Annotated in this window: 10 protein-coding genes and 4 tRNA genes; 10 read left to right on the top strand and 4 right to left on the bottom strand. The window is 44.3% G+C overall.

Annotated features, from left to right (window positions below; translation table 11 throughout):
- Positions 1-68: 68 nt before the first annotated feature.
- Complete coding sequence (locus ATG66_RS14245) at positions 69-1922, bottom strand: Lnb N-terminal periplasmic domain-containing protein (RefSeq protein ID WP_098415947.1); 1854 nt, start codon at positions 1920-1922, stop codon at positions 69-71.
- Between the two features lie 73 nt (positions 1923-1995).
- A complete protein-coding gene (locus ATG66_RS14240; protein ID WP_098415946.1) occupies positions 1996-2478 on the bottom strand; it encodes a DUF3015 family protein in 483 nt (160 codons plus the stop codon).
- 504 nt (positions 2479-2982) lie between these two features.
- Between ATG66_RS14240 and uvrY the strand changes: the two genes are divergently transcribed.
- From uvrY to nspC, 10 genes are all read left to right on the top strand, one after another.
- Positions 2983-3627 (top strand): UvrY/SirA/GacA family response regulator transcription factor, encoded by a 645-nt coding sequence (gene uvrY / locus ATG66_RS14235; RefSeq protein ID WP_098415945.1) that lies wholly within the window; start codon positions 2983-2985, stop codon positions 3625-3627.
- Between the two features lies 1 nt (position 3628).
- Positions 3629-5461 (top strand): excinuclease ABC subunit UvrC, encoded by a 1833-nt coding sequence (uvrC, locus tag ATG66_RS14230; RefSeq protein WP_098415944.1) that lies wholly within the window; start codon positions 3629-3631, stop codon positions 5459-5461.
- A 46-nt stretch (positions 5462-5507) separates the two neighbouring features.
- Positions 5508-6065, top strand: coding sequence for a CDP-diacylglycerol--glycerol-3-phosphate 3-phosphatidyltransferase (gene pgsA, locus ATG66_RS14225; protein ID WP_098415943.1), 558 nt, complete (start codon positions 5508-5510; stop codon positions 6063-6065).
- A gap of 371 nt (positions 6066-6436) precedes the next feature.
- A tRNA-Cys gene (locus tag ATG66_RS14220) sits at positions 6437-6510 on the top strand.
- 37 nt (positions 6511-6547) lie between these two features.
- Positions 6548-6623: transfer RNA gene (locus ATG66_RS14215), tRNA-Gly, on the top strand.
- A gap of 77 nt (positions 6624-6700) precedes the next feature.
- Positions 6701-6787 (top strand) — tRNA-Leu (locus ATG66_RS14210).
- 13 nt (positions 6788-6800) lie between these two features.
- A tRNA-Gly gene (locus tag ATG66_RS14205) sits at positions 6801-6876 on the top strand.
- A gap of 911 nt (positions 6877-7787) precedes the next feature.
- Positions 7788-10664: a pyridoxal phosphate-dependent class III aminotransferase gene (locus ATG66_RS14195; protein ID WP_098415942.1), complete on the top strand. Its 2877-nt coding sequence runs from the start codon at positions 7788-7790 to the stop codon at positions 10662-10664.
- Positions 10665-10682: 18 nt separating this feature from the next.
- Entirely contained in the window at positions 10683-11927 is a 1245-nt protein-coding gene (locus ATG66_RS14190; RefSeq protein WP_098415941.1) for a carboxynorspermidine synthase, read from the top strand.
- Between the two features lie 103 nt (positions 11928-12030).
- A complete protein-coding gene (gene nspC, locus ATG66_RS14185) occupies positions 12031-13164 on the top strand; it encodes a carboxynorspermidine decarboxylase (RefSeq protein ID WP_098415940.1) in 1134 nt (377 codons plus the stop codon).
- Between the two features lie 70 nt (positions 13165-13234).
- Here the strand turns inward: nspC and ATG66_RS14180 are convergent, their stop codons facing one another.
- Both ATG66_RS14180 and ATG66_RS14175 read right to left on the bottom strand, forming a co-directional pair.
- On the bottom strand, positions 13235-13747 hold the full coding sequence (locus ATG66_RS14180; RefSeq protein ID WP_098415939.1) for a glycine cleavage system protein R: 513 nt from the start codon (positions 13745-13747) through the stop codon (positions 13235-13237).
- A gap of 222 nt (positions 13748-13969) precedes the next feature.
- Positions 13970-14872: a DUF3943 domain-containing protein gene (locus tag ATG66_RS14175; RefSeq protein ID WP_098415938.1), complete on the bottom strand. Its 903-nt coding sequence runs from the start codon at positions 14870-14872 to the stop codon at positions 13970-13972.
- Positions 14873-14917 lie beyond the last annotated feature (45 nt).

Here is a 14917-nt window from a genome sequence, read left to right as displayed (position 1 = left end):
ACTTCCTATAGAACTAAAAAAGGCTACGTCGTGTAGCCTTTTACTTAATAGAGGATATTAGCAAAAACTCAGTAGTAAAAGTATCCGGTGAGGCTTGCTGAGGTATTTTCTCGAGACCAATGTTGGTATTCGAGTTCGCCACGAATCGCCCAATTTCGACTAAGAGTCCAGTTCCAGCTGGCAGTCACTTTCGCATTTTGATCTGTATGTGAATCCAACAGGTGCAAATATTGACCTTGAATGCCGATGCGATGATTGATGCTAGCCTGCCATAGGATGCCTGTCTCGACGCCTGCACCGAGAGTAAGGTCATAATTCGTTAACTCACCTCCACTTATTTCGCCAGAGATGAGAGTGTATAAGTGGAGTTTGTCGGATTGCCCCCACGCTTTACCAGCCCCACCTTGCGCAAACCACCGTCCAGCGAGCTTGTTCTTATCAGGCATGCGATCGAAACCGCTGCGGATATTCCAAGCCAAACTGTCAAAAACTTTGTTACCTGGTGCTAAAGCCATGGCATCCAACATATGTAGCTTTTCTAACCTTGAATTTGCATTTTGGTCAATGCTAAAAGCCGTGTCTAGAAAGCTAATCTTTGCACCTGGAATAAAGCCAGCTTGCGAGTCGAGTAAGTCATGGTAAGCGGCGCGCCATTGAAAGTTCACGCGATTGCTGGTGATGTCATTATATTGATAAGTTAAACCAGCACGAGCAGAAGCGTGCCCTTTTTCAGGTGAAACTTTTGGAGCAAGGACGGGAGAAAATGGCGAGTCTGTTTTAATTCGACTGCGTTGGTAGAGAAGTTGAGTAAGCTGTCTGGCGGTAGGATCTCGTTCAAGCCCTTCATCATAGAGTTCATAATTGAGCCACTCATAGGCAAATTCTAAAATTGCAGCGCGCTCTTCAGCGGTAAACTTTGTTTCACTAGGATACTCGCCTTGCTTGGCTTTGATAGCCGCCTCAAACAGCTTTTCATCGATTTCATTTAATTGGTGGAGTAAGCGAGTTCCAAAAGCAGCGCGGTATTTAGGCTCATCTAAAAGGCCATTGTTCGCAAGTGTTTCGACCGTATCTGATGGGATTGCATGACCTGGAAAGTCATCGACAAGAGAAAGATCATCTCGTGTAAGCTCCAAAAGAGCAAGCAACTGATAAGAGCAGTTTTCATCAATAAAGTAGTAATCAAACTCGGCTTTTTGCATTTCCCAGAGATGTAATAGAACTCGATTAACTTCGTCCTCAGACAAGTTGAGTTTGTACTCCCATATGTCACGAGACTCAATATCGTTGTATTCACGTACTTTGCGATAATATGGCATCACGGTAAATCGCCCAGGGTAACTACCTGTTAAGCCTTTCAGGGCATAAAGTGCTGCGTTGTCATCGGTTTGAGGCTCGGCCGCAAAGTTCACTGCAAAAGCAACCAGTTCTTTATGTCGTGTTTGATCTTTAGCATCTACCCTCAGTAGGGTATGGCCAAACATTGAAGATGGGTTATTCATAAATGCAGTAGGAAAGACTAACGTCATGCCCGCAGGGTTTAGCACTGCTTTCCAGTCTTCCATCTTTGGACAGTTTAAGACGGCCGAGCGTCCTTGTTGCTTTTCTAGCCATGTAAAGCGAGCAGGGTAGTGACAACGCATTTCAGCTTGAGTCGCTTCATCTGCGTGATAAAAAGCGTTAAATGATGCGACTAACTCAGCTTTTGGATTGGTTTTTCCTTCGTCAGAGAGGAAAAAATCTGGCGAGTCGACAGTACTTTTGTAGTGGCTGAGTGTTGCTGGAAGATAATGGCCTAATTTTAGCCAGTACGAGGTTTGTGCAAGCTGTTGAAAATCTAAGCTGTTAGCTTGTACAGACAAGGATGGTAAAAGTACGCTTGATGAAATGAGCAGAAAGCGTGTGCAAAAAGAGAGCTTCATTGAATACCGCAAAAAATTGACATTAAAAAAGTGCCCAAACGGGCACTTTTCTTTTATATAACGGAACAAGCGCTTAGATAGTGTAAGTCGCTAGTGCGTTGTTTGCCGCAACCAGATTGTTTAGGTTAGCGAATACTTCTTGTGAAGTCACATTCTCAGACTTGAATACTTTCGCAAAGTTTTCTTGAGCCATTTGATTGAATGCTGCTTTGTCAGCTTTTTGGATGCCCCAAACTTCAGAAAGAGTAGCAAGAGTTTCTCCTTCACCTTTCGCAATATCGCGAGCTAGGTTGTCCATGTTGCCATCGATAAATAGCGCTAGTTTTTGAGCTGATGTGATTGTGCCATTACCGTCACAACCTAAAGTGCCGAAAGTAATACCAAATGTTTGGTTACCGGACGTACCGTTAGTCGTTGCTCCCAATACCTTAAACACTTTGCCTGATTTTCCATCGAAAACCATAGTACCTAAACCACAACCGATTTCTGAATCCGCTAACGCAACGTTAGAAAGAGGAAGAGTTGCTAGTGCTGCCACTGCTAATAGCTTTTTCATTATATTTTCCTGATATTTAAGAAGTTATATCCAATTTTTGATTGCAATATAATTGCGGCGGTGATTTTAATGAAACGATTTGCATTTGCAAATGTTATTTCATTGGATGTGTTAATTTGGTTTATATATGAGAGGCCAGTTCCTATACAAACCTTCAAAACAGTAACTTATTGATAATATTGTTAAATATCGATTGGGCGTTGTGACAAGTTTTAAGCGATACTCGTTGCTAATAAGCGCTAAGCTGGGAGAGGGGCCGTTTTTAAGTTCAGTTAAATTGAAATGTATGATGATTTTTACGCGGCTAGTTTTGTGGTAGATATGCAAATTCAGTCTGACTGACCAGATATAAAAATAAGTTCTTGCTAAACTTTGCGTTTCAGCACATATTCATATAAAGCAATTTTTTGTCGATTACGTTATTATATAGGCAATCATGCTGATATCCACATTTAACAATGGTTATGTGGGTGCAGAACCAATACAAAGTGTGGAGATACAAGTTTGATAAATGTTTTCCTTGTAGATGATCACGAGCTGGTTCGCACAGGGATACGACGTATTATTGAAGACGTCCGTGGAATGAACGTAGCAGGAGAGGCTGACAGCGGTGAAGAAGCAGTAAAATGGTGTCGCAGCAATCATGCTGACGTTGTTTTAATGGACATGAATATGCCAGGAATTGGTGGTTTAGAAGCCACTAAAAAAGTTCTTCGTGTAAATCCAGATGTAAAAATCATCGTACTAACCGTTCATACAGAGAATCCGTTTCCAACCAAAGTGATGCAGGCTGGTGCGTCTGGTTATTTAACCAAAGGTGCAGGTCCTGACGAAATGGTAAACGCGATTCGTGTGGTTAAGAGTGGGCAGCGTTACATCTCCCCAGAGATCGCGCAGCAAATGGCCTTGAGTCAATTCTCTCCAGCTTCTGAAAACCCATTCAAAGATCTATCTGAGCGCGAATTACAGATCATGCTAATGATCACAAAAGGTCAAAAAGTAACGGATATTTCTGAGCAACTTAATTTAAGTCCAAAAACAGTCAATAGCTACCGCTATAGATTGTTTAGTAAATTGGATATTAATGGTGACGTTGAGTTAACACACTTAGCGATCCGCCACGGAATGTTGGATACCGAGACCTTATAGTGTGACTCCTCCCTTCGATTCGGTTTCCTTTCTCAAGACAGTAACTCATCAGCCCGGCGTTTACAGAATGTACAACGCCGAGGCTGTTGTTATTTATGTAGGCAAAGCCAAAGATCTTAAAAAGCGCCTTTCCAGCTACTTCCGGCAAAAGGCAGACAGTGAAAAAACGCGTGCGCTCGTCAGTAATATCGCCAAAATTGATGTCACAGTGACTCATACTGAGACGGAAGCACTGATCTTAGAGCACAACTACATTAAGCAGTATTTGCCGAAATACAATGTTCTGTTACGCGATGACAAGTCTTACCCGTACATTTTTATCAGCGGTCACAAGCATCCAAGGTTGTCGATGCATCGTGGGACGAAGAAACGGAAAGGCGAGTACTTTGGTCCTTATCCTGATTCTGGAGCGGTGCGTGAGACTTTACATTTACTGCAAAAGATTTTTCCTGTGCGCCAATGCGAAGATACCGTATATGCGAACCGTACCCGTCCTTGTTTAATGTATCAAATTGGCCGTTGTGCAGGCCCATGCGTTGACACCATTATCTCAGATGAGGAATACGCGGAGTTGGTCGGATTTGTGCGCATGTTTTTACAAGGAAAAGATCAACAGGTACTTAAGCAGTTAATAGAGAAGATGGAAGTGGCGAGTCAACAGTTGCGTTTTGAAGAGGCGGCTAAGTTTCGTGACCAAATCCAAGCGATTCGACGTGTCCAAGAACAACAATACGTATCGGAAGACAGCATGGACGATATGGACGTACTCGGTTTTGCTCTAGAAAATGGCATCGCATGTATTCATATATTGATGATTCGGCAAGGTAAAGTGCTCGGTAGTCGGAGCCATTTCCCTAAAATCCCACACAATACCAGCCAGCAGGAAGTTTTCGATAGCTTTTTGACGCAATACTACTTGAGTCAAAATGAAGCGCGTACTATTCCTTCTCGCATTATTTTGAACCCAGATTTAGCTGAGGATATCGTCCCAATTCAAAAGGCATTAAGTGAAGTTGCTGGTCGTAAGGTTCACTTTCATATATCGCCAACGGGCTCACGGGCGCGCTACCTGAAGTTGTCCAACACGAATGCATTGACCGCGATTACTACAAAAATCAATCATAAGATGACGATCAATCAACGCTTCCATGCACTTCGTGAAACATTGAATATGGAGTCGATTGCTCGCATGGAGTGCTTTGATATTTCCCATACCATGGGGGAAAGTACGATAGCATCTTGTGTGGTCTTTAATAGTGAAGGCCCAGTAAAGCAAGAATACCGTCGTTACAATATTATGGGAATCACAGGAGGTGATGACTATGCTGCTATGGGGCAGGTGCTGGAGCGTCGTTATTCGAAACAGTTGGATGTGGAGAAAATCCCAGACATTATTTTTATTGATGGTGGTAAAGGCCAGTTAAACCGTGCGCACGAAATTATTTCTCGTTATTGGGGAGATTGGCCAAAGCGACCGGTTATGATTGGTATTGCAAAAGGCGTGACGCGAAAACCTGGTTTGGAGACCTTAATCACCGTAGAGGGGAAAGAGCTTAATTTACCGAGCGATGCCCCTGCGCTTCACCTTATCCAGCACATTCGTGATGAAAGCCACAATCACGCAATTGCGGGACACCGAGCAAAGCGGGGGAAAACTAGGCGCACGAGCGCTTTAGAAGGGATTGAAGGTGTTGGTCCAAAACGGCGTCAAGTTTTGCTTAAATACATGGGGGGGTTACAAGAACTTAAACGAGCAAGTGTTGAAGAAATCGCCAAAGTACCGGGAATTAGTTACTCTTTAGCAGAAATTATTTTCCAAGCATTGAAACAATAAGGAAAATCCCGCAACATTAACCCGCAATGTGTAAGAGAATAATAAAATGCGTTTGAATATCCCGAACATTCTGTCTCTTCTTAGACTGTTCTTAATCCCTGTTTTTATGGTTGTTTTCTATCTACCTTATTCGTGGGCACCTTTTGCAGCAGCAATGGTGTTTTGGGTAGCGGCTTTTACCGACTGGTTAGATGGCATGTTGGCTCGTAAACTTGGCCAAACTTCACGTTTTGGGGCGTTTATCGATCCGGTCGCAGACAAAGTGCTGGTGGCAACAGCATTGATCTTAATAACAGAACACTATCACTCTATTTGGGTGACTATCCCTGCCGTAACAATGATCGCCCGAGAAATTATTATCTCTGCATTGCGAGAATGGATGGCTGAAATAGGGAAGCGAGCTAGCGTTGCGGTATCGTGGGTTGGCAAAGTGAAGACAGTTTCACAAATGTTCGCTCTATGGGTATTGGTATGGCGCTATGATGATTGGATGGTTTGGCTTGGCTTTGCTGCCCTGTATGTGGCAACCTTCTTGACGTATTGGTCGATGATTCAATACTTAGCTGCCGCAAAAGATGATTTGTTGAACGAAGAGCATCATTAAATAGAGATGTTCTAAAGCAGGCTAATGAGCCTGCTTTTTTGTATTTATCACTTCAATGTGATCTAAGTCTTGTTTTTCATGGTTGGAGCCTTTCAAGTCATTGAGCCATCCGATTATGAAGGCTTAAGTAGGTTCCTCTCTCTATTGGCGGGGTAGGACATAGTGAAAACTCTATGATAAACAAGTGTATTTAAGAGTGTTTTAGTAGTAAAACTAAACAATCTACTGCCTCTCGAACAAAATCTAGTCAAACGATTTAAAAAAATAAAAATAGTGTTGACTCGATCGCTCGAATCCGTAGAATGCATCCCGTACCCAAGAGAGCAATGCTTAAACGGGTGTTGATAAGAAAGTTTATTTTCTTATAATGAGGCGCCTTGGCAGAGTGGCTATGCAGCGGATTGCAAATCCGTGGACCTCGGTTCGACTCCGGGAGGCGCCTCCATTATTCTTTTGAGAGTGAATGGCTTTCGAAAATAAACGCGACACTAGCTCAGTTGGTAGAGCGCAACCTTGCCAAGGTTGAGGTCACGAGTTCGAACCTCGTGTGTCGCTCCAAATTTTATTGATATGGCGTTAGCGGTATCAGATGGTGTTTTACTTTTCTGTAAAGGCATCACAAAGAATATTTGTGTGCCCTGGTGGTGGAATTGGTAGACACAAGGGATTTAAAATCCCTCGACGTTCGCGTTGTGCCGGTTCAAGTCCGGCCCGGGGCACCATCTCATATTAAATGCGACACTAGCTCAGTTGGTAGAGCGCAACCTTGCCAAGGTTGAGGTCACGAGTTCGAACCTCGTGTGTCGCTCCAAGTTTAAGGCCCAGCATGAAAATGTTGGGCCTTTTTTGTGTTTCTTCAAATCTTAAATTTCTTCTCCGTAATGGATTTCGTTAAGCACTGAGCCCCTTTAGCTCATTAACTCACATTCTTGTTAATTCTAGCCATAGTCACGTCACTCCAAGGTCATACCCATCGGCTAGTTTAAGTTTGGTCAATCAAGGTTCTGTGAATAAAGACTCACGCTTTAGGCAAAGCCGTGACGTGAATACCAGCGCTTTTAAATGCCTTGGATACTGAAAATAATGTTCTACGATTAAAGATTGGCATATTCATAAGCCGTTTTTGGTTCACAGCGCTGATATTTTAGGGAGATGTGTTTAAATAACAGGTGTTTGAGAAAAGAAGAAAAGCGTGGTGGATGAGTACGAATGTTAAAATCTCACTAAGGGGAGACTTTGTTGTGATTTACATCACTGTTACTAATATGGAAAATCGTTGCCAGAAGATTTTATTTTGTGATAAATTCGCGCGCAATCTCGGAGCGTAATTAACAACGCTTGATCTCTGGGGGATACGCGTAGTGACCATTCAAGCTGATTGTGACACTGCGTAGGGTAGGTATCGGCAAAGCCTTTTGTCGATAGACGGGATACTAATGCTGTAAACGCAGCATATTAATGGGAAACCCAACATTGAAATCTTTGAATAAACACACACTAATCAGCTTCATACTGCCGAAATGTCCTGTTTTACAAAACGGGTGCATTACGGAACCTTGATTAATCCCTTGACATATAAAGTCACAAGCACCGTGGCGGATGCTCTGTCTTTGTCATTTATGTACTGACAAATATGGAGGGGGATTCACACCTCCTGTAACTTCATTCCAATGATTATTAATACAGGATATAGAATTATTATAATTCAAGGGATTATGTAGTATGAGCACTGCCTTTGAAGTCGATAGCAATATCGCAAACATTTTTTCGTCTCAGGTTCCTATCGTTGAGGGGACGTATGACTTAACGCCAGATCAAGTATTGATTGATCAGGCTGAGCATGAATCTGAAGTACGTTCTTATCCACGTCGCTTGCCGATAGCAATCAAACAGGCCTTTGGTTGCTTGGTTGAAGATACACGTGGACAGATCTTTTTAGATTGCCTTGCGGGGGCGGGCACTCTAGCTTTGGGGTATAGCCATCCTGAAATCAACCAAGCTCTGAAAGAGCAATTAGATTCCGGTCTGCCATATCAGACGCTAGATATTGCAACATCAGCAAAAACGACGTTTATTCAATCTGTTAAATCTTTTCTTCCTCAAGAGCTTAGCGAGAACAGCGTTATCCAATTTTGTGGCCCGTCTGGAGCCGATGCAGTTGAAGCCGCGATCAAGCTCGCGAAGCAGACTACTGGCCGCAACACCATGTTTGCTTTTCGTGGCGCATATCATGGTATGACTAACGGCACAATGGGCATGATGGGCAACCTAGGTACGAAAGCGCGTCGAACGGGTTTAATGTCAGACGTCCACTTTATGCCTTTCCCATACAATCTGCGTTGTCCTTTTGGACTCGAGGGTGATGAAGGTGCGAAAGCAAGTATTCGCTATATCGATCGCCTGCTAAACGATGATGAATCGGGCATTATGAAGCCTGCTGCGATCATCGTTGAGCCAGTGCAAGGAGAGGGTGGTGTGGTGCCTGCACCAGCATTCTGGCTACAAGAGCTTCGCCGTATTTGTGATGAACACGGTATCTTATTGATCTTCGATGAGATCCAATGTGGTGTTGGCAAAACTGGCTACAACTTTGCGTTTGAAGAATCAGGCATTGTTCCAGATATCCTGTGTTTATCAAAAGCTATTGGCGGTGGCTTACCAATGTCGCTATTGGTTATCAACAAGCAGCATGATGCTTGGAGCCCGGGCGAACACACAGGTACGTTTCGTGGCAATCAGTTAGCCATGGTCTCTGGTGCGAAAGCCTTAGAAATTATCCAGCGTGACAATCTGGTTGAGCATGCCAATATTGCGGGCCAGTACTTGCGCTACGGTCTTGAGAGCATTCAAAAGCGCGTGAACTGTATCGCAGAGGTACGTGGCAAAGGCTTGATGCTTGGTGTGGAGATTAAAAATCCAAACGGTGAGCTCAATAAATTTGGCGAACCTCAAGCGGATAGTGAACTCACTCTTTCCATTCAACGCGCAGCACTTGAGCGTGGCTTGATCGTTGAGAAAGGCGGACGTGAAGGCGCAGTAATTCGCTTCCTTCCTCCTCTTATCATCTCGTTTGAGCAAATCGACTTTGCTTTACGTGTATTTGAAGACGCGATTTTAGCCGCTGGCGGTAGTCACATCGAAACTCAGCCACAAGATGAATGGAAGAAGCATTTCATCCACACTGGAGCGTTGGGCAGCAATGAGTTTGCTTCGGTGATGAATCACACCACGACTGCAATGAAATCAGTGTTTGAACAGGTTGCTGCACCATACTCAGGTATGGATCCAAAAGCATTGGAAGCAGCGATCCATGCTGTTGATCTTGACAATAAAAATGCGCCTCTCAAAACGGTTATTGATGATGCAGCCGAGTTGGTCGCGAAAAACGCGATTTTTACTCAACATCCAGATTGTATCGCTCACCTTCATACTCCACCGTTGATGCCTGCTATTGCCGCAGAGGCAATGATTGCGGCTTTGAACCAATCAATGGACTCATGGGATCAAGCTTCATCAGCGACTTATGTTGAACAGAAAGTTGTGAACTGGCTATGCGATAAATACGAGTTAGGTGAAAAAGCGGACGGTATCTTCACGAGCGGCGGCACGCAAAGTAATCAAATGGGTTTGATGCTTGCGCGTGATTGGATTGCTGACAAACTCAGTGCACACTCAATTCAAAAGCTTGGCCTTCCTGAATACGCAGAGAAGCTGCGTATTGTATGTTCGAAAAAATCCCACTTCACGGTTCAAAAATCAGCGTCTTGGATGGGATTGGGTGAAAAAGCGGTTATGACCGTCGATGCTAATGCCGATGGAACGATGGATGTCACTAAGTTAGACGAAGTTCTCAATCAGGCAAAAGCAGAAGGTTTGATCCCATTTGCAATTGTCGGCACAGCGGGCACAACGGATCACGGTGCTATTGATGACCTAGACTTTATCGCCGATATGGCAGCGAAACATGACATGTGGATGCACGTCGACGGTGCATACGGTGGAGCTCTGATTCTAAGTAGCCAAAAAGCCCGTCTGAAAGGTTGTGAGCGTGCACACTCCATCAGCGTAGACTTCCACAAGTTGTTTTACCAAACCATCAGTTGTGGCGTGCTGTTGGTGAATGACAAGTCTAACTTTAAATTCCTGCTTCATCATGCAGACTACTTGAACCGCGAACACGACGAACTACCGAACTTGGTGGATAAGTCTATTGCTACAACTAAGCGTTTTGATGCGCTAAAAGTGTTTATGACGATGCAAAGCGTGGGGCCAAAAGCCCTAGGCGATATGTACGATCATTTACTTGGTCAGACGCTTGAAGTTGCGGACATGATTCGAGATAACAAACACTTTGAGTTGTTGGCTGAACCATCACTATCTACGGTTCTGTTCCGCGCGACACATGAATCAGCGGATCTTGATGAACTGAACAAAACGTTGCGCTTAGAAGCGTTAACACGCGGTATCGCGGTATTGGGTGAAACCATTGTCGACGATAAAACCGCGCTTAAATTTACGATTTTGAACCCGTGTCTGACGACGGCGGACTTTGAATCTTTGCTCTCAAAAATCAATACGCTAGCGGCAGAGCTAGTTTAACAAAGGTAACGGAAAACTATGGCAATTCTACAGATTGGTGCAGGCGGCGTTGGCTGGGTAGTTGCACATAAAGCAGCACAAAACAACGACGTTCTGGGTGATATCACAATCGCATCACGTACCGTAGGTAAGTGTGAGAAAATCATCGAATCGATTCATAAGAAAAACAATCTGAAAGATTCAACTAAGAAACTAGAAGCTCGTGCGGTAAACGCGGACGACGTAGATTCTTTAGTTGCTTTAATTAAAGAAGTACAGCCTGACCTAGTGATCAATGCAGGTCCTCCTTGGGTGAACATGTCTATTATGGAAGCATGTTACCAAGCTAAAGTGTCATACCTTGATACATCTGTTTCGGTTGATTTGTGCTCTGAAGGCCAACAAGTACCTCAAGCTTACGATTGGCAGTGGGGCTACCGTGAGAAATTTGAAGAGGCGGGCATCACAGGTATTCTTGGTGCCGGTTTCGATCCGGGCGTAGTCTCGGTGTTTGCCGCATACGCAGTGAAGCATCTGTTCGATGAAATCGATACTATCGACGTAATGGATGTAAACGCAGGTGACCACGGTAAGAAGTTCGCAACTAACTTTGACCCAGAAACGAATATGCTTGAGATTCAAGGCGATTCGTTCTACTGGGAAAACGGCGAGTGGAAACAAGTACCTTGTCACTCACGTATGCTTGAGTTTGAATTCCCGAACTGTGGGTCACATAAAGTGTACTCAATGGCGCACGACGAAGTTCGATCTATGCAAGAGTTCATCCCAGCGAAACGTATTGAGTTCTGGATGGGGTTCGGTGATCGTTACCTAAATTACTTCAATGTAATGCGTGACATCGGTCTACTAAGCCCTGATCCACTAACGCTTCACGACGGCACGGTTGTTCAACCTCTACACGTGCTTAAAGCGTTACTGCCAGATCCGACATCACTAGCTCCTGGTTACACTGGCCTAACGTGTATCGGTACTTGGGTTCAAGGTAAGAAAGACGGTAAAGAGCGCAGTGTGTTCATTTACAACAACGCTGATCACGAAGTCGCATACGAAGACGTTGAGCATCAAGCTATCTCATACACTACGGGTGTACCTGCGATCACTGCGGCTTTGCAGTTCTTCCGTGGCAAGTGGGCAGACAAAGGCGTGTTCAACATGGAGCAGCTAGATCCAGACCCGTTCCTAGAAACCATGCCATTTATTGGTCTAGATTGGCATGTTCAAGAACTGGAGCCAGGACAACCTGTTATCCATAAATTGAAGTAAGAATTTAGCGACTCTTATTTGTACGTTTAAGCCGATGCACTTGCGTCGGCTTTGTTCGATTTTATCGTGCCTTTGCTAAGGCGAAGGGACGTAAGGTATCAAAATGCAACAGAACGAACTAAAAACGCCATACTTCATGATCAATGAAGACAAGCTGATTGAGAACCTAGAGAAAGCAAAACAGCTAAAAGACATCTCTGGTGTGAAGCTTGTATTAGCACTGAAGTGCTTTTCAACATGGGGTGTATTCGACATCATCAAGCCTTACCTAGACGGAACAACAAGTTCTGGCCCGTTTGAAGTGAAGCTTGGCTACGAAATGTTCGGTGGTGAGACACACGCATACAGTGTGGGTTACAGCGAAGATGACGTTCGCGATGTGGCGGACATCTGTGACAAGATGATCTTTAACTCTCAGTCACAGCTAGCGGCTTATCGTCATATTGTCGAAGGCAAAGCATCGATTGGCTTGCGCCTAAACCCAGGTGTGAGCTATGCAGGGCAAGACTTAGCAAACCCAGCTCGTCAATTCTCTCGTCTTGGTGTTCTGGCTGATCACATCAAACCGGAAATTTTTGATGGTATTGATGGCGTAATGTTCCACATAAACTGTGAGAACAAAGACGTGGATGCGTTTATCGGCTTACTCGATGCTATTTCAGAGCAGTTTGGCGAGTACCTAGATAAGCTGGACTGGGTAAGCATGGGTGGCGGCGTGTTCTTCACATGGCCGGGGTACGACATCGAGAAGTTGGGTTTAGCGCTTAAAGCCTTCTCAGAGAAACACGGCGTACAAATGTATCTAGAGCCGGGTGAAGCGATCATCACTAAGACAACCGATCTTGTCGTAACTGTGGTTGATATTGTGGAGAACATGAAGAAGACCGCGATCGTGGATTCGGCGACAGAAGCCCACCGGTTGGATACGCTTATCTACAACGAGCCAGCGTCCATTCTAGAAGCATCCGAAAAAGGCGAGCACGAGTATGTGATTGGTTCATGTTCTTGTCTTGCTGGGGATCAGTTCTGTGTGGCGAACTTCGAACAGCCTCTCGAGATCGGCCAACGTTTACACATTTTGGACAGCGCAGGCTATACCATGGTTAAGTTGAATTGGTTTAACGGTTTACGTATGCCTTCGGTTTACTGTGAACGCTCGAATGGTGAGCTTCAAAAGCTGAACGAATTTGACTACTCTGATTTCAAACGTTCACTTTCTCAATGGGCAGTTAAGTAAGCGATATATTATTGATGCTAATAAAAAAGAGCAGCGTGTGGCTGCTCTTTTTTATTTTATCTGGCTGTAACTAGCTTTCAAGAATCACTCGCGTATCTTCACTTAGGGATTCTAGCTCGTTCGCAACGTCGTCAATCTCTAGTTCACTCGGCAGTCTAATTGCCATCTTGGCGCTAAATAGGCTCGAGCTGACACCACCACCGCTAGCAATAAATACACGTTGACAATCCATGTCTAAAATAGAAATTCCTTGCTTATCAAGGATATGAGTGATTTCGTTCACGATGCCAGATCTGTCATTAGCATCGAGTCGAAGTTGGAAAATGGTATCTTCATTGTGTGAGTAGGGCTCTGAATCAACAAACTTAACCACTAGGGTTTGACAAGAAGAGAACGCCTCTTTAACGATGTCAGCATTTTTTTCAGGAAGCTCAACTTTGATAACGCCCGCGACTTGATCTTCTATAAAGTTAACTTTACTGATCAGCCATTTACCTCCATTTTCATGAGTGACTGCAGCAAGCTGTTTGATGGTCGCAGGTGACGCTTGACCGACAAAGTTCACGATAAATACAGTGTTCATATGTCCCCTCCTAGAATAAGGTTCCGGTGCAGTGCGTATAAACTAAACGTACTGCTTAAGTTATTGGAATAAATCCTTTTATTCAGTGTAGGTGTTAGAAGGGAGTTATGCTTGATGAAAGTCAATTTTCACACTAATTCGTGATGTAAATGATCAAAATAATGCGCGGGACATAAAAGAGCAGCCAAGTGGCTGCTCTTCATCAAGATGATATCAACACGCTTAGAACGTGACCTTTAGTTCGACACCATAAAACTGGCTGTCATAGTTTGCGCCTGCATCCATCGCAAATTTTGCGACGTCTTGATTTCCAAACCAAGGTGAGGAGTTGAACTGTAACTCAGCACTACCGCCCCATGCATCTGTAACCCAATAGTGAATGTGGCCTACAGGGTTGAGGAGGAAGAGTGAAACATCACCTGCCGTTTCAGAACCCATCACCTCCCCACCAGTAGCAATAATATCTTGCTCTGCGGTTATCATCATCTCACCGACAATGGCACCAAAAAATGGAGTGATGAAGATATCTTGCCATGACGGGACTTCTGCAAATGCTTCAACACCGTATTCCCAGAAGAATGTCGACATGGTTGCAGAGTATAAAAACGATTCAAATTCGTTGTAGCCAGAGTGGCGCGCAGCAGTATAGTAAACCCCACCAAAATAAGGATGCATGACATAGTTAAGGAAGTGTTCATCGCGATCCCAAACAGGGCCGCTGGATACGTTGTCTTTCCACTTACTGCCTAGCTGGCTCATGTCGCGGTCTTCCTCATCCCATTTGGTAATGCTTTCTGGTAAAAAAGTCATCATCCCGACGGTTGCAACGCTAAGACCAAGAATCGTATAGGTTTGACCCATCAGGTAATCCCAATCTTTGTCTTGAGGAACGATTAGATGCTTAGGTTGAAGACCTGCATCAAGGTTTAATGAATCACCGTTATGCTGTTCAAAAGCGAGACTATGATTTTGAGCTTCGAAGGTGTACAGAGTCGTTGTTTCGCAGTAACCTGAGAGGCAATCAGGTGTGTTAGAAAACCCTGCATGACTGGTCAGGCCATACTGGCTTGCGTTTGCAAGCGCTGACGAAGTCAAGAAAAGGCCAGTTATAGTCTTCTTGAGCATGGATGATTTTGACACAAAGGTCTCCGAGTTAGTGGGTGTGATGAT

It is taken from the genome of Vibrio sp. ES.051, from assembly GCF_002563795.1.
GTDB lineage: Bacteria > Pseudomonadota > Gammaproteobacteria > Enterobacterales > Vibrionaceae > Vibrio.
The sequence above is the reverse complement of the archived record's forward strand: the minus strand, read 5'-3'. Positions and strand labels throughout refer to the sequence as shown.

What these genes read in the sequence shown, in the direction of transcription:
- ATG66_RS14245 (WP_098415947.1), bottom strand. Translation starts at nt 1,922, where the DNA reads ATGAAGCTCTCTTTTTGCACACGCTTTCTGCTCATTTCATCAAGCGTA.
- ATG66_RS14240 (WP_098415946.1), bottom strand. Translation starts at nt 2,478, where the DNA reads ATGAAAAAGCTATTAGCAGTGGCAGCACTAGCAACTCTTCCTCTTTCT.
- pgsA (WP_098415943.1), top strand. Translation starts at nt 5,508, where the DNA reads ATGCGTTTGAATATCCCGAACATTCTGTCTCTTCTTAGACTGTTCTTA.
- ATG66_RS14195 (WP_098415942.1), top strand. Translation starts at nt 7,788, where the DNA reads ATGAGCACTGCCTTTGAAGTCGATAGCAATATCGCAAACATTTTTTCG.
- ATG66_RS14190 (WP_098415941.1), top strand. Translation starts at nt 10,683, where the DNA reads ATGGCAATTCTACAGATTGGTGCAGGCGGCGTTGGCTGGGTAGTTGCA.
- nspC (WP_098415940.1), top strand. Translation starts at nt 12,031, where the DNA reads ATGCAACAGAACGAACTAAAAACGCCATACTTCATGATCAATGAAGAC.
- ATG66_RS14180 (WP_098415939.1), bottom strand. Translation starts at nt 13,747, where the DNA reads ATGAACACTGTATTTATCGTGAACTTTGTCGGTCAAGCGTCACCTGCG.
- ATG66_RS14175 (WP_098415938.1), bottom strand. Translation starts at nt 14,872, where the DNA reads ATGCTCAAGAAGACTATAACTGGCCTTTTCTTGACTTCGTCAGCGCTT.